Consider the following 18,722-nt stretch of genomic DNA (forward strand, 5'->3'; position numbering starts at 1 on the left):
CAATATCCTGTAAGGAACGTCCGGGCTTTTAGAGGTGAACATGCAGGTCAATCCGGTTCTGGTCGAGGTGGAGCGCTCCGGTTTCGTGGAGTCGTGGCACCGCGGGTCGGCGATCGGGCTCGACGCCGGCGGATCGGCGGCCGTCCGCACGGGAACGCCCGACGCACCGATCTTCCCGCGTTCGGCCAACAAGCCGATGCAGGCGGTCGCGATGCTCCGGTCCGGCCTCGATCTCGCGGGGGAGCTGCTGGCCCTGGCGGCGGGCAGCCACTCCGGGGAGGGCTTCCATGTCGAGGGCGCGGAGAAGATCCTCGCCGGGGCCGGGCTGTCCGCCGACCTTCTGCAGTGCCCGGCGCAATGGCCGCTGGAGCCCGAGGTCGGCTTGGACGTGGCCCGCGGCGGAGGCGGCAGGTCACGGCTGCGGATGAACTGCTCGGGCAAGCACGCCGGGATGCTCGCCGCCTGCGTGGTGGCCGGGTGGCCTACCGATTCCTATCTGAATCCCGAGCATCCCCTCCAACTGGCCGTACGGGCCGTCGTGGAAGAGCTGTCCGGTGAGAAGCCCGTGACGGTCGGCGTGGACGGGTGCGGCGCGCCGCTCTTCGCGATCTCGGCGACCGGGGTGGCCCGGGCGTTCCGGGCCCTGGTGCTGGCCGCTCCCGGTACGCCGGAACGCCGGGTGGCCGACGCGATGCGTGACCATCCGGCGTGGACGTCGGGCACGCGGCGCGAGGAACGACGGCTGATGGACGCCGTCCCGGGACTGCTGGTCAAGTGCGGTGCGGAGGGCGTGGACGCGTTCGCCTACGCGGACGGACGGGCCGGGGTGGTGAAGGTCGACGACGGCTCGATGCGTGCGCGGACGCCGGTGACGGTCGCTCTCGTACGGGCACTCGGCATCGATACCGCGCCGGACGTGGACACCGCCGTTCTGGAAGAGCTCGCCACGGTCCCGCTGCACGGGGGCGACGCGACGGTCGGCGCCATCCGTCCGGCCGAAGGGCTTTTCGGCGCTAGAGGCGCATGAGTCCCATGTCCCGTCGGGGTCGGCGAGCGTTCTCTTCGGGCGAATAGCTGTGGGAGTACATTCCCGGCGTGTAACGGTAGAAGCCGCCACCGACCTCGTGCTCCGCCCCGTGATGCTGCTCCGGCACGTTGATCGGGGTCAGGCCCGTCCTCGACGCCCGCCAGGCGGCGTTGGTCTTCCTGAGCCCGAGCGAGGTCATGCCGACAAAGGTGACCAGGGCCAGCGCGACGACGAGCGGCCCGATGATGAGCAAGGGTCCGTCGCCGATCCTGTTCGCGGCGACGATCGTGAGCTCCGGCCCCATGTGACCAGCCCCCGTTGGTAGATGACCCTTTCAAGGCTACAGAGCCGATATGTATCCGGCTGCGGTCAATAACGCCATTTAGGGCAATTTTGACGTTGAGGGTGCCTCCTTTGCCGTCGGTACGGTGACGGCACGGTCGCGGCCGGCGGCCAGGCCAGGAATCGCCAGCCCGGCAACGACCGCGAGCGTCACCAGGATGGGAACGGTCCAACCATGCGTGGCGTCGTGCAACGCCCCGATGGCCAGCGGCCCTGTCGCCGCGATCACATAGCCCACGCCCTGAGCCATCCCCGACAGTTGCGCCGCCACCTGAGCGTTCTGCGCCCGCAGCCCAATGAACGACAGAGCGGTCGCGAACCCCAGCCCCTGTCCAAGACCGAGCACCACCGACCACACCCACACCGACCCGATCGGAGCCCACGCGATCCCGGCGAACCCGAGCAGGCTCGCCACCACGACGGCGCCGACGAGAGGCCGCTGATCCCGCATCCTCCGTTCGAGCAACGGCACGCACAGCGACCCCACGGCCTGCATCAGGCTCGACAGCGCCAGCACGTACCCGGCCGGAGCCTCGGCCATGCCCCGGTCCTGGCAGATGGTGGGCAGCCAGCCGACCACCACGTACGCCAGCAACGACTGGATGCCCATGAAGGCGGTCACCTGCCACGCCAGCGGAGAACGCCAGACGTGCACGGCCAGCGCACGCGACGCGACCGGCGCCGAACGGGCCGCCCGCCGGGCCCTCGGCAGCCACGCCACCGCCGCCAACCCCGCCGGAATGACCAGCAACCCCAGCGGAACCCGCCACGAACTGTCCAGAGCATGCTCGACCGGCACCGCCAACCCCGACGAGACAGCCGCGCCGACCGTCACGGCCACCGTGTAGACCGCCGTCACCGTGGTGATCGAGTCCGGATGGTCGCGCTTGATGATGGCGGGCATCACGATGTTGCCGATGCTGATGGCGATCCCCGCCACCAAGGACCCGGCGAACAAGGCGACCGGAGCACCCGCCAGCCGCAACACCAGCCCCGCCACCAGCAGGACCATGGCCCCGATCAGCAACGACTCGTTGCGCGGCGCTCTCCGCAAGAAAGCCGCCAGCAGCCCGTACACGCCGAAGAAGACCAGCGGCAGCGTGGTCAGAGCCCCCGCCGCCGTTCCTGACAGCTGGAACTCGCCCCTGATCTCGTTCAGCACCGGCCCGACCGCCACGACCGCCGGCCGCAGATTGACCGCCACCAGAACGATCAGCACCAGCTGCCCGACGAGCACCCGCCGCGTCACGGACGCTCCACCAGCGTCTCCAGAGCCGCCAGACTCGGCTCGATGATCGCCGCAGCCGCCCGCCCCGCGGCGTCCTCGTCCTGCCGCGCGATGGCGTCCACCACGGCCTGATGCGCCTCCTGGCTGGCCTCCGGAACCTCCTGGTCGAGCCGCAGCGTGCCCATGGCCTCACTCAGCCGCCGCAGAAAGAAGCGACAAGCCTCGATCAGCACCGCGTTCCCCGTGGCCTCCACGACCCCCAAATGGAACCGCGCGTCCGCGGCCCCGAACTCCTCCGCCCCACTAGCAGCCGCCCGCGCCGCAAGCAGCTCCCGCAACCGAACGAGATCCCCCTCCGTCCTCCGCCGCGCGGCCAGCCGAGCGGCCTGAACGTCATACGCCAGCTGCACCTCGAAGACGTCCCGCAAACTGGCCCGCTCAACCCGCCGCAACATCGGCCGAGGATCAGCCCCGCTCAGCACATAAGTCCCGTCGCCCCGGCGCACCTCCAGCACGCCGACATGCGACAACGCCCGAATCGCCTCCCGCACCGCAGGCCGGCTCACCCCCAACCGCGAGGCCAGCTCCAACTCCCCGGGAATCCGATCACCAACCCGCCAGGCCCCCGCCGAGACCTCCCCCTGAAGCTGCTCCAACACAGCCTCCACAGCCGACCCACCCGGCACCCGCCGAAGCACTACAAGCCCTCCCTAGACGTAAGATGTCAGACATCTTACCTATCAGAAGATCGCCACCTTGGTGCAACAAGGCCCTCGCTCCGCTCGGACAGCCCCATCGGGGCTCCCGCCCCGAACCCCAGGCTGGGGGCAAGCCCCCAGACCCCCACCCCTTCAGTGGTGCATCCCCTCGGGATAGAAGCCTGTGGAAATAGGTCAGGGAAATGTGGGGGTCATCCTGGACACCCCGTCTCGGGCACAGAACACCGGTTCGACGCTAATGGGTGAGTGCGTCGGGAGGGCAAAATCATGAAAAGATTCGCTACAAGTGATGAGCTGCGGCTCTCGTTCTACTGCAAGGATCCCGACTCGACCACCAAGCAGGATTGCGCGACCTTCTACCGGACCAACCACGGAACATGGGTGGTGCAAGGTGATCGACTCGGCCCGGAGACCGAGACCCAGCTCATCGGCCTGGCCGAGCACGAAACGTACGTCGAGGTCCCTGGGCGCTTGATGGAGAGCATGGTGCGCCAGTACGTCAAGGAGAACCATGGAGTTGATCTCGACGGAGCGGCGTAACGAGCTGATCGACTCGGCGAGCCTCATCCTGAAACTCGAGCTCCGGGACGCCTACGCCGTCGACGCCGTGCTTCTCGACGCGTGGCGGGCTGGAGATCCTCAGGGCGTCGTGTCGTCGTTCGTGGAAAGCTGGGCCGACGGTGTTCGGGAGGACTTTGAGCGGGGTCAGCGCACCCGCAGGATCCGAGTGGTATCCGAACCCCTCTCGGAATACCAGCGCTACCTTTTCGACGTCCAGACGCCGGCAGTCGAAGCGGGTGAGGACATACGGTGGCTTCCCCGACGCTTGACATCGTCACTCCTGCTTCCCGGCAACGACATGTTCGTCCTCGATGGAGACTGCTTGGTCTTCAATGTCCTCGGTGGCGACAATCAACGAGCCGAGATTCAGTTCAGCGACGACCCGGCCATGGTCAAGTCGTGCCGCGACGCCTTCGAAGCCGCATGGTCGGTCTCCATCCGCCACCGCGAGTACCGCCCGACTCCGTAGAGCGTTCCTTTGACCAACGACGCCAAGAACGCATGCAAGTCTTTCGGCCTCCGGCTGCGCGACTACCGCTTGGACGCCGGTCACTCCGGCGTCGAGTTCGCTGCGCTCACGGGTATTCACAACACCAAGATCTCCCGCATCGAACATGGGCACCTGGACCCGAGCGAGGACGAGATCCGCAGGTGGATGACGGCCTGCGGGGTGGCCCGTCACATCCCGGAGATGATCGCGATCCGTCGCGAGGTGCTCCAGATGTGGCAGGAGCACCGCCAGGCGCTCAAAGCCGGGCTGAGGCACGTCCAAGCCGAAGGCGACCTCTACGAACGGACTCGGCTGGTGCGGGCATACGAGTCCTGCAGGCTGCCCGGCATCCTGCAACGGCCGGGCTACGTCGAACCCTTGATGGATCTCGTCTCGAACGTCCACGGCCTGCCCGGCGGTGACGACGCCCACGGGGCCGCGGAAGCCCGTCTCTATCGACAACGCCTCCTGACCCAGCCGACAGGCTTGAACAACTACGTCTTCGTCCTCGAGGTCTCCGCCCTCCATCTCGCGATCGTTCCCGACGAGATCATGAGCTCCCAACTCGACTTTCTCGCCGAGGTCACGCGGTATCCCCACGTCTCGCTCGGCATCATCCCGGCCGGTGCCCCTCGGGCCATCTGGGCAGGAGAGGGCTTCTACGTGTTCGACGACAAGCTCGTCCGCAGCGAACTGTGGACCGTCGAGTACCAGACCGACCGCCCCGACGAGGTCGCCGAGTACGTCCGCCTCTTTGAACTGCTGCGCCGCTCAGCCGTGTTCGGCCAGGATGCCCGGCGTCAGATCGAACTGGCGCGAAGACGCATCGCTGAAAAATAGTGAAAACGTCTGGCCTTCAAAATGCCGCTTCCTTAGCGTTCGATATAGGCGGCATCGGCGCGAGGAGGCCGGGTGTTCATCAAATCCAGTAAGTGCGGCGGTCCGTGCAGCGAAGGCTGTGTGAATGTCGCCATCGTCCGCGAAGCAGTCGTCGTAGCCGACGAGCAGGGAAACATCTCGCGGTTCAGCCACCAGGAGTGGGCCGACTTCATTGGCGGGGCCAAAGCGGGTGAGTTCGACCTTCCCGCTGAGTCACCCGCACTTACGACCGCGAGCTAAGGACAAACCCACACCATAGGCAGGCCCCGCCACTCGGGCGGGACCTGCCCGCTGAGAGGACACCCACGTGGGCTCGGGCTTCGACTACGACAGTTGGAAGAGTTCAACACCAGACCACTGGAGGCAGCTCGGTTTGCATTGGCACTGCCACCACTGGCGAGCCACAGGCAACCAGTACCGAGATGACGGCGCACGCCGAGACGTCAATACTGATCTGGCTCCGCTCGTGCTCCGCGACTGGCTCAAGAAGCCGGCACGACTCATACGGCATATTGCCGAGACGCCCGACGAGGGCGCCGCATGGCTGTCCGAGCAGTGGCGTGCGATCAGAGCACAGGTAACCCTGGGCGACACCGTCGATGACGAAACCCGGCTTGGGCGGGCTCTCTACGAACTACGCCTGGGCCAAGATGTCGTCTGGGGTAACTGGCTGACGGGCGGAACCTACTACGTGAGCCTCAGCCTCGTCGGCACTGAGCAGTCCTGCCACTGAACGACCGATCCCGACGGCCGTGCCGAAACTTCTATTGGACAAGTTCGGTCGTCTCGCTTCACATGGACGACGAGGCCAACGAGCCCGTTCAAGTCCGCGACGTCGACACATGCTTGTCCACGACCGCTCCGGCCAGGGCCCGCGCTACCGCTCGAACGATCTCATTGGCTCTCGTCCCAACGGCCAGGCTGGAAGCAAGCCCCAGCCCTTTCAGCGGTACATCCCTTCAGAGGTCTAGTTCGTCCCGCTTCACGCGGGCAATAAGCTCGGCGAAGCCACCGGCCGACAGGTTCAGGTGTCCAGCATCGGGAGCCTTGCTGTCCCGTACTCCAACGAGTCCGTTCAAGGCCGCGACCTCGATGCAGTCTTGACCACCGTCGCCTCCGCCGCCGCTGTAGCTGGACTTGCGCCACTTAGTCATTCGAGCCGCTCCAATGCTTGCTCTATGAGGTCCTGCGAGGCGCCCCGGGGTAGGGCGCTCGCTCCGATTTGAGCCCAACGTACCCCGAAACGCCGGATCTCTGTGTCGCCCTGGATCAGTCGGCCCCCACCTGGTGCCTCAACGAACGCGAGGTCTCCTTTCTCCATGGTGAGTCCGTTGAAGGAACCATCGAGCCCTCGGTAGAAGCCCGTGGACTGTGGCACGATCTGTAGCGTGACGTTTCGCATCTCGCCAGCGTCCCGCAGCAGTGTGAGTTGCTGCCGCATCACGTGCGGCCCGCCGATTGGTCGGTCGAGAACGCTTTCGTCGAGGAGCACCCAGACCAGCGGAGCGTTCTTCCGGGTCAAGACATCGCGCCGCTTCATGCGCTCCTCGACGGCTGCTTCGACATCTTCGACTATGCGAGCGCCTGTAAGCAGAGCGCGAGCGTACTCGGGTGTCTGGAAGAGGCCTGGAACGAGCGAGAGCCGGTAGAAGCGGATCTCCAGTGCCTTGAGCTCATACTTTGTGTACTCGACGAACCAGTCTGGATCGTGGGCGGTCCGTGCATAGCGCACAAGGCGCGCAAAGTGGCCGTTGAGGCGGAAGTGATCGTCCAGTCGACCGGCGTGGTCTTCGTTCATATTCCAGCCGTCGCGGGCATGCTCGACGTTCGACACAGTGTGCCGACTGGCGCCCATGACCAGGCCGAGCTGGGCAAGAGAATGTCCTTCGCGTTCCCGCCAAAAACGCAGGTCAGATGCTATCCAATGCTTGAAGGACGCGTCCGGGTTGAGTGACTCGATGGTGGCCACTGCTCACGCTCCGGTGTGTCGGATGTGTAATCGACACGCGACAAGTTAGCCCCGTGGGGGCACGCTTGTCAGCAGATCCACCAAAAGCGAAGGACCATCGATGAGCATCACGTGGCCACTCGAACGCAATGAAGATCCATTTATCTTCACTGCGGTGCTGAAGCCGGTGAATAGCGCGATCAAGGAAGCTCGTGACATCGCCGCGTTCGCGTGGTCCTACTGGAAGCTCGGGGACGACTACATCGTGCGGCTGGTCACTTCGGAACTGATCACCAATGCCGTGCGGGCATCGAGCCATGATCAGCTTGTCGTTCTCCGCTGCTATCGAGGAGCTGGAGGATGCGCGGTCATCGAAGTGTGGGACCAATCGGCGGAGCCGGTCGTCATGAAGTCCGCTGATCTCACCTCATCGGGCGGACGTGGAATCTTCATCGTGGATCAATTGGTGGACGAATGGACAGTCGAAAGCCTCGCGGAAGGCGGGAAACTCGTCCGTGTCATGATCAATCCAGAGCGGATCGCAGAACTGTGAGGACGAAATGAATAGTGACCTGGGTGGCCAGGCCTTTCGTGAGGCGTGGATCGCCGGGGTGCGCGAGCATTTTCCCGGTGAGCCCAAGCCTGGTTACGTCTCGCCGTGGGATGACATGCCCGACTGGGAGCGGCAGGCCGCGGGGGCGGTCCATCGGCAGGTGAGCGACTTCATTTCGGTGTCGGGCGGAGCGACGGCCAGGCTCACCAGGGAGCAGAAAGGACGCTTCGTCGCCCTCTGCTGGATCGCTCAGATCTACAAGCACATCCCCGAGCCAAAGCCGTCGTATGTGGCCGATTGGGATGCGCTTCCGCAATGGCAGAGGGAGACTGATGCCGACATCTTCGAGGCGATTGAAGCTCGGTCAAGCGCCTAAGGTCGGCAAGCCCAAGTCCCATCCAGAGGCCGCCCCGTTGCCGCTCGGGAACGGGACGGAGGGGATGCACCACTGAAGGGCGGCGTCTGGGGGCGCGCCCCCATCGCACACCCCTACACCTCAGGTGTTGCGACAACCCATTGAACGCGGGCCAAGCTGGGGGCTCCGCCCTCAGACCCCCATCCCTTCAATGGTTCACCCCACCAGTTCCCGCCATAGGTCATTGGACAGTCGGGCACAGGGTTCAGTGGCACGGTTGCTCAATGCCTATGAGGCTGAGGCTCACGAAGTAAGTCTTGCCCGTTAGCCAGTTGCCCCAGACCAAGGAGACGAGCTGGCCCTCTAGCCAGTCCGCCCCCATGGTTGCGGGGAGTTTGGGCTCTCCCGCGCCCCGGGGGCGGGGTGCTCTCGTGGTGGCCAGGGAGTCGCTGGTGCTCAGTCCAGGGGTGGGGTGATGCGGGGGGCTCGGGACTCGATGGTCTGGGCGACGTCGAGGACGAGTTCTTCGGTGAACCTGCCGCCGATGATCTGGACGCTGACCGGGAGTCCGTCGGTGACGGCGGTGGGTACGGAGACGGCGGGGAAACCGAGGACGGGTACGGAGGTCATCGGCCACTGCGCCGCGAACAGGCCGCGGCCGCGGGCCGGGTCCAGGATGTCGGCGTCGTTCTCGAACGGCGGCTCGGCCGAGACCGGGGTCAGCAGGACCGTGTCGGTGCCGAGCAGCTCCTGCAGCCTGGTGATCAGCGTGGCACGGCGGGCCCAGCCCTGGATGTACGCCGTGGTGTCGGGCTTGTCGCCCCAGAGCTCCGCGGCCGCCTCGTACAAGTAGGTCATGTTGAGGCGGGTCGCCTCGTCGCCCATGTCGCGCATGCCGGGCAGCAGCGGCCGTACGTCCTCTGAAAGGAGCAGCAGCCACAGTCGCGCGGCCTCGCCGAGCAGGGGCAGCTCGATCTCCTCCACGACGTGGCCCGCCTCGGCCAGCCATCCGGCCGCGGTGTCCAGGGCGGCGCTCACTGACGGGTGCGGCTTGGCCAGGCCCACGTCGCGTACGACCTTGACATGCAGCGGTCCACCGGCCGACGGGTGTGCGGGCAGCGCCGGAATGCCGAACGGGTCACGCAGGTCCGGGGACGCCATCGCTCTCATGGCGAGGCGCGCGTCGGCCACGGTGCCGGCCAGCGGGCCCTGTACGGCCCAGAGCTGGAAGGTGAGCGGGCCTTCGAGGTCCACCGGTGTCGGCGCGACCCAGTTGGAGACCAATCCGACCGTCGGGCGGATGCCGACCACTCCGCAGCAGGCGGCGGGGTAGCGCACCGAGCCGGCGATGTCGTTGCCCTGGGAGATGGGGGTCATGCCTGCGGCCACCGCGCTGGCCGCGCCTCCGCTGGAGCCGCCCGGGGTGTGTTCGGCGCTCCACGGGTTGAGCGTCCTGCCGTGTGGATCGTTCGAGGTGAACCAGCGCATGGAGAAGGCGGGCGTGTTGCTGCGGCCGACGAAGACCGCCCCGGCGGAACGCAGCGCGGCGATGACGGCGTCGTCGTCCGCGGCTCGCACGCCGGCCAGCGGCGCCAAGCCGTGAGTGGTCAGGCTTCCCCGCTGCGCGGTGTTGATTTTGGTGGAGACGGGCACGCCGTGCAGTGGGCCGAGCGCCGTTCCCGCGGAGACGGCTTCGTCGGCCCGGCGCGCGTCGGCGAGCGCCTCCTCGGGACGTACGTCGAGCAGTGCGTTCAGCCCGGGGTTCACGGCCTCGATCCGGTCCAGACACGACTGGACGGCCTGGACCGCCGAGATCCGCCGATCCCGGATTCCCGCCGCGAGCTCGGTCGCCGGCAAGTGCCACAGCTCCATGTCACTCCTCGTTTAACGGCCCCGCCACCAGGCTGTGAGCCAGATCGCATGGCGAGGAGCGTACGTGATGCAACAGGGATGTACAACGGTGTTGTTTTTCTATATCGGCAGGGTTACGCTGCCGTCCATGCCGATCGAGGTCGATATCACGCAACGCCTGGCCGCCATCGCCGACGCCACCCTGGACATCGTGGCGACCAGCGGGATCGACGGAGTGAGCCTCCGCGCCGTGGCGAAGCGAGTCGGCGGGTCCACGACCCTCATCACCAACTACCTGCCGACCAGGGAGGCGCTCCTGCGCAATGCGGTCGAGCACGCGATCCAGGGGTGGGGAGGGGAGATGGAACAGGTCGCCGACGAGCTCCCGGAGAAGGAGCGGCTGGCCGCGACGGCTCGCTGGGCCTGCACGACCACCGGCAACGACGAGGTGTTGCGCCGCCTCTTCATGGAGATCCTCGGTCGCAGCGGCCGGGAGTCGGAGGCGCTGCAGGTCCTCGCCACGGACGCACGGCGGGGGCGGGCGCAACTGGTGGAGGTCGCCGCCCTCGCGGGCGCGGCCGACGCCGAGTTCGCCGCCGACATCATGCATCTGGTACTGCGCGGTTTCTACGTATCCAGCCTGGAGGACCCCGAACGCTGGAACAGCGAAAGTGTCACGCCGCTCATCGACCGGCTCGTACGCCTTCTGACCACCGGCTCGTCGAGGTAACCACCATGTCAACGCTCGATGTGGCGCCGGACCGCCACCCGGCACGGGCACGTGGACCGCCGGTCGGCACGCACGGCCGACCCTTGAGATCTGGCCGTTCCACACGTCTCCGGTCTCCGCCGCACTGACCGGCTTTCCCGCCTTCACCTGCATCGAGCGCGCATCCGACCACGTCGTTCGACCGATCGCGCTGATGAGCCGTGCCCAGAACCGGGCTGCCCGGACGCGCCGTGCCCGCAAGTGCCAGGCCGGGCGCTTCAAGAGCCACTCGCGTCGCGTCAGCCTGCGACGCCGTCCTACTCGGCCCGTACCCCAGCACCACGAAGGGTCTCTGCCATGTCACGTCCCCTGCGCACCGCACTGACGCTCATCGGTTGTTGCACGCTCGCGGCGTGCTCCAACGGCGGCGGAACGGCCGACGATCAGTCGAGACCCAAGGTTATCACCACCGCCGTCGCAGCCCCGACCAAGGACGTCGACACCGTCACCTGGAACGTCCCCGCCGGCGAACCGCCGACGCTCGACCCCGCCCAGTCCTCCATCGAGTCGGTCAGCACCATCGCCGCGAACCTGTGCGAGGGCCTGTTCACCCTCGGTCCGGACTACCGCCCCCGGCCCGCACTGGCCACCAAGGTCGACCATCCGGACCCGCTCACCTTCGTGATCCACCTGCGCGACGGCGTCACGTTCTGGAACGGCAAGCCGGTCACCCCCGAGGACGTCGTCTACAGCGTCAAGCGCATCCTCGACCCCAAGCTGGGCTCGTCGTGGATCGGCTGGGCCGTCAACCTGCGCGGCATCGAGTCCACCGGTCGTAACACGATCACCGTCAAGCTGAAGAAGCCCGACGCCCTGGTCCCGAACTTCTTCGCCATGCCCGCGTTCTTCGTCGTGGAGAAGGCGTCCGCCGAGGCGGCGGGCAAGGCTTTCGGCACCGCCAGGGCCGGTGTCGTGTGCACCGGCCCGTACAAGACCCAAGCCTGGTCGCAAGGCCAGAACATCACGCTCACCCGCAACGACTCCTGGTGGAACACCGCGGCCAAGCCCAAGGTCAAGAACCTGCGCTTCACGTTCATCAGCGACCCCTCCGCGCAGACCGCGGCGCTGGCCAGCGGCGACGTGGACGGTCAGTTCAACGTTCCGCTGAGCGCGACAGCCCAGCTTTCGGGCAAGGGCCGCCTGCTGTACGGGCAGAGCATGGGCCCCACTTTCCTGTCGGTGCTCAACAAGAACGGCGCCCTGGGCGATCCCGCCGTCCGGCAGGCGCTGCAGTCGCTGATCGATTACAAGGGGATCCTGAAGTCGGTCTACCGGGGCACCGCGCAGCCGCTGCGCGCGCTCGTACCGCCGACGGCGTGGGGGTACGGGCAGGACGTCTACCGCGCCGAGTACGACAAGCTGCCCGAGCCGGTCCAGGACCTCGACAAGGCCCGTGGGCTGGTCAAGGGCTCCGCCAAGGCCAAGGGCAAGATCGTTCTCGGATACACGAGCGCGATCGAGGAGAACGCCCGGACCGCCACGGCGATCGCCGACACCGCCAAGCAGGTGGGCCTGAACATCGAGCTCAAGCCGATGACCGCCGAGCAGTTCGGCGCGGTCTTCAGCTCACCGGCCGCCCGGACCGGCATCGACCTGTTGCTGGCCGGGGGCTACCTCGACTTCCCCGAGCCGTTGTCGTACTACCAGTTCTTCACCGTCGGCAGCTTCTACAACTTCGGCGGTTACGCCAACAAGGAGTACGACCAGGCCATCTTCGCCGCCATGGCTCAGGAGGACCCTGCGGCGCGGGCCCGGCTGGTGGCCAAGGCTCAGGGCATCATGGCCAAGGACCTGGTCAACATCCCCATCGTGACGCAGTACGTCAACGTCTACCACGCCTCCCGTCTGACCGGCCTCGTCCCGCGGCAGAGCTACGTGAACACGCCTTGGGCGGCCACGCTGGGCGGGGCGTGATCATGTCCCGGACACTGGCCGGCCGGCTGGGCAGGCGCGCCATCGGCGCGACACTCACCGTTCTTTTCGCCTCCGTCGTCATCTACGGCGCCCTCCGCCTGGTTCCCGGGGATCCGGTCCTGGCCCTGAGCGCCGGGCGGCGGCTCACCCCCGATCAGATCGAGGCCCTCCGGCACGAGCACGGGCTCGACCAGGGCTTCGTCGAGGGCTACCTCCGCTGGTTCGGCGATGTGCTCCGGCTCGACCTCGGCACGTCGATGAACTACCAGACCAGCGTCACCGCGCTCCTGACGAGCCGGCTCGCGGTGTCCGGGCTGCTGATCCTCTACTCGGCGACCCTGGCGATCGGATTCGGGCTGATGGTGGCGCTGATCTCCGCCGTCAAGGGGGGCCTGGCCAACCGGCTGGCGGGCGTCGCGGCGGGCGTGGCCACGGCGACGCCGCCGTTCGTGGCGGCCATCTGCCTGCTGAGCGTCTTCGCGGTCGGGCTGGGCTGGTTCCCCGCCACGGGCGCCGGCAGCGGTCTCGCCGACCGCCTGTGGCACCTGACGCTGCCCGCGACCGCGATGGCCATCGCCGCCTTCGGGGTGCTGGCCCGGGTCGGTCACGCCGCGTTCACCGACGAGCTGGGCCGCGAGCACGTGGAGGCCGCGCGCAGCCGCGGGGTGAACGGTGCGGCGGTGATCCGCCGGCATGTGGTCCGCAACGCGCTGGCACCGCTGCTCACCATCATGGCGGTGCTGGTGGCCAGCCTGTTCGTGGGCACCGCCGTCGTGGAGACCGCGTTCGGCCTGGACGGCATCGGCGCCCTGCTGGTCAGCTCGGTGTCCCGGCGGGACTTCCCGGTCGTGCAGGGCATCGCCCTGTTCGCCGTGGCGCTGTTCGTGCTGCTCAACACGCTGGTCGACCTGGCGATGCCGCTGGTCGACCCGTGCGTGAGGATCGGGAGGTTGGGCCGATGACCCTGACGATCCCCGCGCTGCGGGCAAGGGGTGCCAAGCAGCGGCGGCGCCGTCCGCTCAGCCTCTGGATCGCGGTCGTGACCTTGTCCGTGATCGCCGGTACGGCGGTCCTGGCCCCGGTCCTGGCACCGCACTCGCCAGAGGCCACCAGCCTGCTGGACTCCCTGGCGCCGCCGGGCACCGAAGGGCACTGGCTGGGCACCGACTCCGTCGGGCGCGACCTGCTGTCGCGGCTGATGTACGGGGCGCGGCTGTCGTTGCTGGCGCCGCTGGCGGTCGTGCTGCTGTCGGGGCTGCTCGGCACCGCGATCGGGCTGCTCGCGGCCCGCGCGGGTGGATGGGTCGATGCCGTCCTGTCCCGCGCCATGGACATCGTCTTCTCGTTTCCCAGCCTGCTGCTGGCGATGCTCGTGGTGGCGGTGTCCGGGCCGGGCCTGCTCGCGCCCATCTGCGCCCTGGCCGTCAGCTACACGCCGTTCATCGGCCGGGTCGTCCGCAGCGTGGCCTTGCAGGAGGGCGCGCGTCCGTACGTGGAGAGCTACCGCGTGATGGGCTTCGGCGAGTGGTGGGTGACGCTGCGCCATCTGCTGCCCAACGTCCTTCCCGTACTCCTCGCCCAAGGCGCGCTCTCGTTCGGCTACGCGCTGATGGATCTGGCCTCGCTCTCCTTTCTGGGGCTCGGCGTCCGGCCGCCCGAGGCGGACTGGGGCTCGATGATCAGCCAGGAACGCGGCGCCATCCTGCAGGGCGAGGTCTGGAGCGGCCTGCTGCCCGGGCTGGCGGTGCTGGTGACCGTCGTCTGCGTCAACCTCGTCGGCGAGCACGTCGGCGCCTCGGTCGGCAGGAAGCAGAGATGACGATGCTCATGAACGAACAGACCGCGATCGGCGACGATGCCCTCGGCATCGAGGGGCTGAGCCTGGCCATCGGAACCGGCGAGGGCGCCGTCCCGCTGCTGGCCGACGTCACCGTCACGGTGGCGCGCGGCGAGACGGTGGGTCTGGTCGGCGAGTCCGGCTCCGGCAAGTCGCTCACGGCGCGGGCGGCGCTGGGCATGGTGCCGCGCGGGTCGCGGGCGACCGGCACGGTCGTGGTCGGGGGCCTCGATGTGCTCGCCGCCGGGCGCCGGGAACTGCGCGAGCTGCGCCGGACCCGGGCCGCCATGATCTTCCAGGACCCGCGGGTGTCGATCAACCCGGTGCGCCGGATCGGCGACTACCTCACCGAGGGCATGCGGGCGCGCGGCGTTCGCGCCAAGGCGGCCACCGCACGCGCCCAGGAGCTGCTCGGCCAGGTCGGCATCCGGGACCCGCGGCGCGCGCTGCGGCAGTACCCGCACGAGTTCTCCGGCGGCATGCTCCAGCGGGTCATGATCGCTGGAGCGCTGTCGGCCGAGCCGGCGCTGCTGCTGGCCGACGAGCCCACCACGGCGCTGGACGTGACCACCCAGGCCGAGGTCATCGCCGTGTTGAAGGACCTGCAACGGGTCCACGGCACCGGCATGCTCTTCGTGACCCACGACCTGGACCTCGCCGCGGCCATCTGCGACCGCGTCTACGTGATGTACGCGGGCCGCATCGTCGAGGAGTCGGCCGGGACATCGTTGTTCCAGGCGCCCGCCCACCCGTACACCAGGGCACTGCTCGAAGCCAGCCCCTCCGTTCACGGCGACCGTGCCGCGATCAAGGCCATCAAGGGCACTCCCAGGGCGCTGGCCGAGACGCCCTCGGGGTGCTCGTTCCGCGATCGCTGCCCGCTCGCCGACGACGTCTGCGCCGCCGAGGTCCCCGCCCCGCGCCCGTACGGCAAGTCGCTGGCCGCATGCCATCATCCGGAAGGAGACGGCGCCCCATGAGCGGTCCCGTTCTCAGCGTCTCCTCGCTGACGAAGACCTTCGGAAACGTCACCGCGGTCGACGACGTCGGCTTCGAGCTCATGCCGGGCGGGGCGCTCGGGATCGTCGGCGAGTCCGGATCGGGCAAGACGACGACCGCGCGCATCCTGGCCGGGCTGGAGCGCCCGACGTCCGGGGCCGTGCTCCTCGACGGCCGGCCCGTCGAGTGGAGTTCCCGCCGTGCCCGGCGCCGGCAGGCCGGGCGACTCCAGCTGATCTTCCAGGATCCGTACGGCTCGTTCGATCCCCGCCAGACCATCGCGCAGTCGATCGCCGAGCCGCTCAGGCTGCATGCCCCCGGCCCGGCCAAGCAGCACCGCGCCCGCGTGGAGGAGCTGCTGGACCAGGTCGGGCTCAGCAGCCGCGTCGCCGGCGCGCTGCCCCGCGACCTGTCCGGCGGCCAGCGGCAGCGCGCGGCCATCGCCCGCGCGCTCGGCATCGCCCCGCGGGTCCTGGTCCTGGACGAGGCGGTCGCGGCACTCGACGTCTCGATCCAGGCACAGATCCTCACCCTGCTCGACCGGCTGCGCAGGGAGTCGGGCATCTCCTACGTCTTCGTCAGCCATGACCTGGCGGTGGTCCGCTACGTCACCGAAACGGCCATCGTGATGCGGCACGGCCGCATCGTCGAACGCGGCGAGACCGAGCAGATCCTGCGCAGTCCGCAACACCCCTACACCCGGCTCCTGCTCGACTCGATCCCCTCACCCGGCTGGGACCTCGACCGCGTGGCCCAGGACCGCCGTGCGCTCGACCTCTCCTGACCGCCCCCCACCTCAACGCGGAGACATCGCATGCCCATAGTCAAAAAGGTCGGACCTGCCTCCGTGCCCGCCGATGCCACGGAACTCACCATCCCCATGCGGGACGGGGTCCGGCTTGCGGCCGATCTGTACCTCGCCTCCTCCGGGCGGCCGGGGGCCGTCATCCTGGTCCGGCTGCCCTACGACAAGGACGGCGTGTACTGCTTCATGCCGCAGATCAGCCGGTACTTCCTGGCCCGCGGGTACCACGTGGTCGTCCAGGACGTCCGCGGCAAATACCGGTCCGAGGGAGCGACCGAGTTCGCCGTGCACGAGGTGGACGACGGACACGACACGATCCAGTGGCTCACCGAGCAGCCCTGGTGCGACGGCGACGTCGTGATGTGGGGCGACTCGTACTACGGCCACACCGCCATCGCGGCCGCGATCAGCGGGCATCCCGCCCTGCGGGCGATCTCGCCGCGGCTGACCGGCTCGCAGCTGTCGATGGTCCTGGAGTACGGCGACGGGTCGCGTGATGTCGAGCAGATCTCCCGCAAGATGTACTTCGCCTCCCACTACGTGGACGCCGACCGGTACGAATGGGAACCCGACTGGAGCAGACGGCCGCTGCGGGCGGCGTTCGAGGACTTCTTCACGGAGATCGGCGAACGGTCGGTCAACTTCGACGCCGAGTTCGCGGGCCGGTCCCCGTTCGTCCCGCGACCCCTGACGGCACTGCTGGCCAGCCCGCCCGTACCGGCGCTGTACACGATCGGGTGGTTCGACAACTGCGCGATCTGGTCCTGGCACGACGTGCGCGCGCTGTCGCGGCACCCTGGCTGGTCCGAGCACCTCTATCTGCGCTTGGAGGCGATCGACCACGAGAACTACCGGCTGAGCGACGCGCCGATCGACCCGTGGAACGACCACGCCGAGGATCCCGAGGCGTTGGACCGTCTGCTGCCGCGCTACCTGGACCCGGCCTTGGAGTTCTTCGACGCCGTGCTGGAACGTGGCGGCGGCGACCTGGCTGATCACCCCCGGGTCCGGTACGAGCTGTGCCATGGCGAGTGGCGGACGAGCGACAGGTGGCCTCCTCCGGAGTCGTCCGAGCTCACTCTCCATCTCTCCGCGGGACCGTCGCCGAGCCTGACCGCTGAGGCGCCGGTGCGCGAAGCGTCGCTGCGGTGGATCCACGATCCCGGCGACCTCGTGCCTTCGGCGGGGGCGAACCCGTTCGCGGCCGTCTTCGACCGGTCGGATCTGGGCCCGGTCGGACAGCGCGAGGACGTGGTCCGTTTCCTGGGCCCCGCGCTGGACGAGCCACTCGATCTCCTCGGCACCGTGACGCTGCGGCTGAGCCTGAACGCACCGGCCGCGGCCCATGTCCACGCGCGGCTGCTGGACGTGGACGCCGGCGGAGCGGCCTACCTGATCACCAAGGCGCAGGTACGCCTGCCCGAGGAGCCGGGGCCCGGAGCGACCGTACTGGACCTTCTCGACGTCGCCTACCGGCTCCGCGCGGGGCACCGCCTCGCCCTCGACCTCATGAGCAGCGAGTTCCCCGACTACATCGCCGAAGCTCCCGCGGGCACCGACCCGTGGACGACCACGCCGGCCTTCCCGAGCCCGCGGGAACTGACCGTCGGCGGTGGCAGTGCCGCCTGCCTGCGGATCGGCGGACGGCAACCCGACCAACTCCGCGACACCCGTCCCACCGTTCACCCCTAAAGGAGCCGACCATGGCCGATACGTTCACTCCCGCGCTGACCTTCGCGTTCGAGATCCACGCCGACCTTTCCCCCACCCTGCACGTCGGGCACGGTGATGGGGAGAGCACCGACTTCACCCCCATCATCGGAGGCACGGTCGAGGGACCCATGCTGCGCGGGAAGGTCCTGCCCAGAGGCGGCGACTGGTCCAGCACCCGCGGCCGGATCTGCCAGCTCGACGCCCGTTACCTGCTGGAGGCCGACGACGGCGCGGTCATCGACATCGTGAACCGGGGCTACTACCACGAGGAAGAGCCCACCAGCCCCGACCAGTACGACGGTGACCTGGAGGTGTCCCGGGCGGGAATCTACTACCGCACGTCTCCCACCTTCCGTACCGACGCCCCAGCCCACCGATGGCTCGCCCAGACCGTCTTCGTCGGTCTCGCCCGGCCCGCCGGCGAAGACGAGCACGCCGTCGCCATCCGCATGTACGCCCTCCTGTGAACCTCGCCTGAGCGCGGCGGGTTTAGGGTTTGCGTTGGCCTGGGTCGCCTTCGATGATGCCGCCTGCTACGGGGCCTCGTTTGGTCGCCTTGCCGTGGACGCGTTCCGGGTGGCGGAGGCGCTTTCGTTTGGCGTACAGGGTCAGGCCCAGCCACGTGATGAGCGCCAGGGCGATGATGATGGGCCCGACGATCAGAAGAATGTTCGCGCCGGTCGGGGATGCTTCTGCCAGCATGCCGTTCACCTCCTGTACCGGGCCCTTACC

Annotated in this window: 23 protein-coding genes; 16 read left to right on the top strand and 7 right to left on the bottom strand. The window is 68.2% G+C overall.

Translation table 11 applies throughout. The features are described 5' to 3' along the window. The first annotated feature begins 40 nt into the window (after positions 1 to 40). Positions 41 to 1,027 carry an asparaginase gene (locus ABD333_RS29115; RefSeq protein WP_344545708.1) on the top strand — a complete coding sequence of 329 codons (987 nt, stop codon included), beginning with the start codon at positions 41 to 43 and terminating at the stop codon, positions 1,025 to 1,027. Here ABD333_RS29115 and ABD333_RS29120 read toward each other — a convergent pair. The 3 genes from ABD333_RS29120 to ABD333_RS29130 all read right to left on the bottom strand — a co-directional run bounded on the left by ABD333_RS29120 (position 1,014) and on the right by ABD333_RS29130 (position 3,253). Next, a complete protein-coding gene (locus ABD333_RS29120) occupies positions 1,014 to 1,331 on the bottom strand; it encodes a hypothetical protein (protein WP_344545709.1) in 318 nt (105 codons plus the stop codon). The two genes, ABD333_RS29115 and ABD333_RS29120, sit on opposite strands and share 14 nt — an antisense overlap. A 78-nt stretch (positions 1,332 to 1,409) precedes the next feature. Beyond that, a complete protein-coding gene (locus tag ABD333_RS29125) occupies positions 1,410 to 2,618 on the bottom strand; it encodes a CynX/NimT family MFS transporter (RefSeq protein ID WP_344545710.1) in 1,209 nt (402 codons plus the stop codon). Beyond that, complete coding sequence (locus tag ABD333_RS29130; protein WP_344545711.1) at positions 2,615 to 3,253, bottom strand: FadR/GntR family transcriptional regulator; 639 nt, start codon at positions 3,251 to 3,253, stop codon at positions 2,615 to 2,617. Before ABD333_RS29130 ends, ABD333_RS29125 begins: the two co-directional genes overlap by 4 nt. A 330-nt stretch (positions 3,254 to 3,583) precedes the next feature. Here ABD333_RS29130 and ABD333_RS29135 point away from each other — a divergent pair, with 330 nt between their 5' ends. The 5 genes from ABD333_RS29135 to ABD333_RS29155 all read left to right on the top strand — a co-directional run bounded on the left by ABD333_RS29135 (position 3,584) and on the right by ABD333_RS29155 (position 5,979). Then, positions 3,584 to 3,856, top strand: coding sequence for a hypothetical protein (locus tag ABD333_RS29135; RefSeq protein WP_344545712.1), 273 nt, complete (start codon positions 3,584 to 3,586; stop codon positions 3,854 to 3,856). After that, a complete protein-coding gene (locus ABD333_RS29140) occupies positions 3,828 to 4,346 on the top strand; it encodes a DUF6879 family protein (protein ID WP_344545713.1) in 519 nt (172 codons plus the stop codon). The genes ABD333_RS29135 and ABD333_RS29140 overlap by 29 nt, the downstream gene beginning before the upstream one ends. A gap of 9 nt (positions 4,347 to 4,355) precedes the next feature. Then, a complete protein-coding gene (locus ABD333_RS29145; RefSeq protein WP_344545714.1) occupies positions 4,356 to 5,207 on the top strand; it encodes a helix-turn-helix domain-containing protein in 852 nt (283 codons plus the stop codon). A gap of 72 nt (positions 5,208 to 5,279) precedes the next feature. Further along, positions 5,280 to 5,486 carry a DUF397 domain-containing protein gene (locus ABD333_RS29150; protein WP_344545715.1) on the top strand — a complete coding sequence of 69 codons (207 nt, stop codon included), beginning with the start codon at positions 5,280 to 5,282 and terminating at the stop codon, positions 5,484 to 5,486. Between the two features lie 67 nt (positions 5,487 to 5,553). Beyond that, positions 5,554 to 5,979, top strand: a complete 426-nt coding sequence (locus ABD333_RS29155; protein WP_344545716.1) for a hypothetical protein — start codon at positions 5,554 to 5,556, stop codon at positions 5,977 to 5,979. A 226-nt stretch (positions 5,980 to 6,205) separates the two neighbouring features. Here ABD333_RS29155 and ABD333_RS29160 read toward each other — a convergent pair whose 3' ends face one another. After that, a complete protein-coding gene (locus ABD333_RS29160; protein WP_344545717.1) occupies positions 6,206 to 6,400 on the bottom strand; it encodes a DUF397 domain-containing protein in 195 nt (64 codons plus the stop codon). Continuing rightward, positions 6,397 to 7,215, bottom strand: coding sequence for a DUF5753 domain-containing protein (locus tag ABD333_RS29165; RefSeq protein ID WP_344545718.1), 819 nt, complete (start codon positions 7,213 to 7,215; stop codon positions 6,397 to 6,399). Before ABD333_RS29165 ends, ABD333_RS29160 begins: the two co-directional genes overlap by 4 nt. Positions 7,216 to 7,315: 100 nt before the next feature. On the opposite strand from ABD333_RS29165, the gene ABD333_RS29170 reads away from it, so the two are divergent. Then, positions 7,316 to 7,747 carry an ATP-binding protein gene (locus ABD333_RS29170; protein WP_344545719.1) on the top strand — a complete coding sequence of 144 codons (432 nt, stop codon included), beginning with the start codon at positions 7,316 to 7,318 and terminating at the stop codon, positions 7,745 to 7,747. Between the two features lie 7 nt (positions 7,748 to 7,754). Then, positions 7,755 to 8,123 (top strand): hypothetical protein, encoded by a 369-nt coding sequence (locus ABD333_RS29175; protein ID WP_344545720.1) that lies wholly within the window; start codon positions 7,755 to 7,757, stop codon positions 8,121 to 8,123. Positions 8,124 to 8,558: 435 nt separating this feature from the next. Here the strand turns inward: ABD333_RS29175 and ABD333_RS29180 are convergent, their stop codons facing one another. After that, complete coding sequence (locus ABD333_RS29180) at positions 8,559 to 9,974, bottom strand: amidase (protein WP_344545721.1); 1,416 nt, start codon at positions 9,972 to 9,974, stop codon at positions 8,559 to 8,561. A 127-nt stretch (positions 9,975 to 10,101) separates the two neighbouring features. Between ABD333_RS29180 and ABD333_RS29185 the strand changes: the two genes are divergently transcribed. The 8 genes from ABD333_RS29185 to ABD333_RS29220 all read left to right on the top strand — a co-directional run bounded on the left by ABD333_RS29185 (position 10,102) and on the right by ABD333_RS29220 (position 18,457). Next, positions 10,102 to 10,683, top strand: coding sequence for a TetR/AcrR family transcriptional regulator (locus ABD333_RS29185; RefSeq protein WP_344545722.1), 582 nt, complete (start codon positions 10,102 to 10,104; stop codon positions 10,681 to 10,683). 336 nt (positions 10,684 to 11,019) lie between these two features. Further along, on the top strand, positions 11,020 to 12,636 hold the full coding sequence (locus ABD333_RS29190; protein WP_344545723.1) for an ABC transporter substrate-binding protein: 1,617 nt from the start codon (positions 11,020 to 11,022) through the stop codon (positions 12,634 to 12,636). A gap of 2 nt (positions 12,637 to 12,638) precedes the next feature. After that, a complete protein-coding gene (locus tag ABD333_RS29195; protein WP_344545724.1) occupies positions 12,639 to 13,598 on the top strand; it encodes an ABC transporter permease in 960 nt (319 codons plus the stop codon). Then, positions 13,595 to 14,455 carry an ABC transporter permease gene (locus ABD333_RS29200; RefSeq protein WP_344545725.1) on the top strand — a complete coding sequence of 287 codons (861 nt, stop codon included), beginning with the start codon at positions 13,595 to 13,597 and terminating at the stop codon, positions 14,453 to 14,455. Before ABD333_RS29195 ends, ABD333_RS29200 begins: the two co-directional genes overlap by 4 nt. Continuing rightward, positions 14,452 to 15,453, top strand: a complete 1,002-nt coding sequence (locus tag ABD333_RS29205; RefSeq protein WP_344545726.1) for an ABC transporter ATP-binding protein — start codon at positions 14,452 to 14,454, stop codon at positions 15,451 to 15,453. The genes ABD333_RS29200 and ABD333_RS29205 overlap by 4 nt, the downstream gene beginning before the upstream one ends. Then, on the top strand, positions 15,450 to 16,256 hold the full coding sequence (locus ABD333_RS29210; RefSeq protein WP_344545727.1) for an ABC transporter ATP-binding protein: 807 nt from the start codon (positions 15,450 to 15,452) through the stop codon (positions 16,254 to 16,256). The genes ABD333_RS29205 and ABD333_RS29210 overlap by 4 nt, the downstream gene beginning before the upstream one ends. A gap of 30 nt (positions 16,257 to 16,286) precedes the next feature. Further along, positions 16,287 to 17,969: a CocE/NonD family hydrolase gene (locus ABD333_RS29215; protein WP_344545728.1), complete on the top strand. Its 1,683-nt coding sequence runs from the start codon at positions 16,287 to 16,289 to the stop codon at positions 17,967 to 17,969. An 11-nt stretch (positions 17,970 to 17,980) separates the two neighbouring features. Further along, positions 17,981 to 18,457 (top strand): DUF3237 domain-containing protein, encoded by a 477-nt coding sequence (locus ABD333_RS29220; RefSeq protein WP_344545729.1) that lies wholly within the window; start codon positions 17,981 to 17,983, stop codon positions 18,455 to 18,457. Between the two features lie 22 nt (positions 18,458 to 18,479). On the opposite strand, the gene ABD333_RS29225 is transcribed toward ABD333_RS29220, so the two are convergent. Further along, positions 18,480 to 18,701 (bottom strand): hypothetical protein, encoded by a 222-nt coding sequence (locus tag ABD333_RS29225; RefSeq protein ID WP_344545730.1) that lies wholly within the window; start codon positions 18,699 to 18,701, stop codon positions 18,480 to 18,482. Positions 18,702 to 18,722 lie beyond the last annotated feature (21 nt).

The organism is Actinomadura fulvescens, from assembly GCF_039533225.1.
In the GTDB taxonomy this organism is placed as follows: Bacteria; Actinomycetota; Actinomycetes; order Streptosporangiales; family Streptosporangiaceae; genus Spirillospora; species Spirillospora fulvescens.

What these genes read in the sequence shown, in the direction of transcription:
- ABD333_RS29115 (WP_344545708.1), top strand. Translation starts at nt 41, where the DNA reads ATGCAGGTCAATCCGGTTCTGGTCGAGGTGGAGCGCTCCGGTTTCGTG.
- ABD333_RS29120 (WP_344545709.1), bottom strand. Translation starts at nt 1,331, where the DNA reads ATGGGGCCGGAGCTCACGATCGTCGCCGCGAACAGGATCGGCGACGGA.
- ABD333_RS29135 (WP_344545712.1), top strand. Translation starts at nt 3,584, where the DNA reads ATGAAAAGATTCGCTACAAGTGATGAGCTGCGGCTCTCGTTCTACTGC.
- ABD333_RS29140 (WP_344545713.1), top strand. Translation starts at nt 3,828, where the DNA reads ATGGAGTTGATCTCGACGGAGCGGCGTAACGAGCTGATCGACTCGGCG.
- ABD333_RS29160 (WP_344545717.1), bottom strand. Translation starts at nt 6,400, where the DNA reads ATGACTAAGTGGCGCAAGTCCAGCTACAGCGGCGGCGGAGGCGACGGT.
- ABD333_RS29170 (WP_344545719.1), top strand. Translation starts at nt 7,316, where the DNA reads ATGAGCATCACGTGGCCACTCGAACGCAATGAAGATCCATTTATCTTC.
- ABD333_RS29175 (WP_344545720.1), top strand. Translation starts at nt 7,755, where the DNA reads ATGAATAGTGACCTGGGTGGCCAGGCCTTTCGTGAGGCGTGGATCGCC.
- ABD333_RS29180 (WP_344545721.1), bottom strand. Translation starts at nt 9,974, where the DNA reads ATGGAGCTGTGGCACTTGCCGGCGACCGAGCTCGCGGCGGGAATCCGG.
- ABD333_RS29185 (WP_344545722.1), top strand. Translation starts at nt 10,102, where the DNA reads ATGCCGATCGAGGTCGATATCACGCAACGCCTGGCCGCCATCGCCGAC.
- ABD333_RS29190 (WP_344545723.1), top strand. Translation starts at nt 11,020, where the DNA reads ATGTCACGTCCCCTGCGCACCGCACTGACGCTCATCGGTTGTTGCACG.
- ABD333_RS29195 (WP_344545724.1), top strand. Translation starts at nt 12,639, where the DNA reads ATGTCCCGGACACTGGCCGGCCGGCTGGGCAGGCGCGCCATCGGCGCG.
- ABD333_RS29200 (WP_344545725.1), top strand. Translation starts at nt 13,595, where the DNA reads ATGACCCTGACGATCCCCGCGCTGCGGGCAAGGGGTGCCAAGCAGCGG.
- ABD333_RS29205 (WP_344545726.1), top strand. Translation starts at nt 14,452, where the DNA reads ATGACGATGCTCATGAACGAACAGACCGCGATCGGCGACGATGCCCTC.
- ABD333_RS29210 (WP_344545727.1), top strand. Translation starts at nt 15,450, where the DNA reads ATGAGCGGTCCCGTTCTCAGCGTCTCCTCGCTGACGAAGACCTTCGGA.
- ABD333_RS29215 (WP_344545728.1), top strand. Translation starts at nt 16,287, where the DNA reads ATGCCCATAGTCAAAAAGGTCGGACCTGCCTCCGTGCCCGCCGATGCC.
- ABD333_RS29220 (WP_344545729.1), top strand. Translation starts at nt 17,981, where the DNA reads ATGGCCGATACGTTCACTCCCGCGCTGACCTTCGCGTTCGAGATCCAC.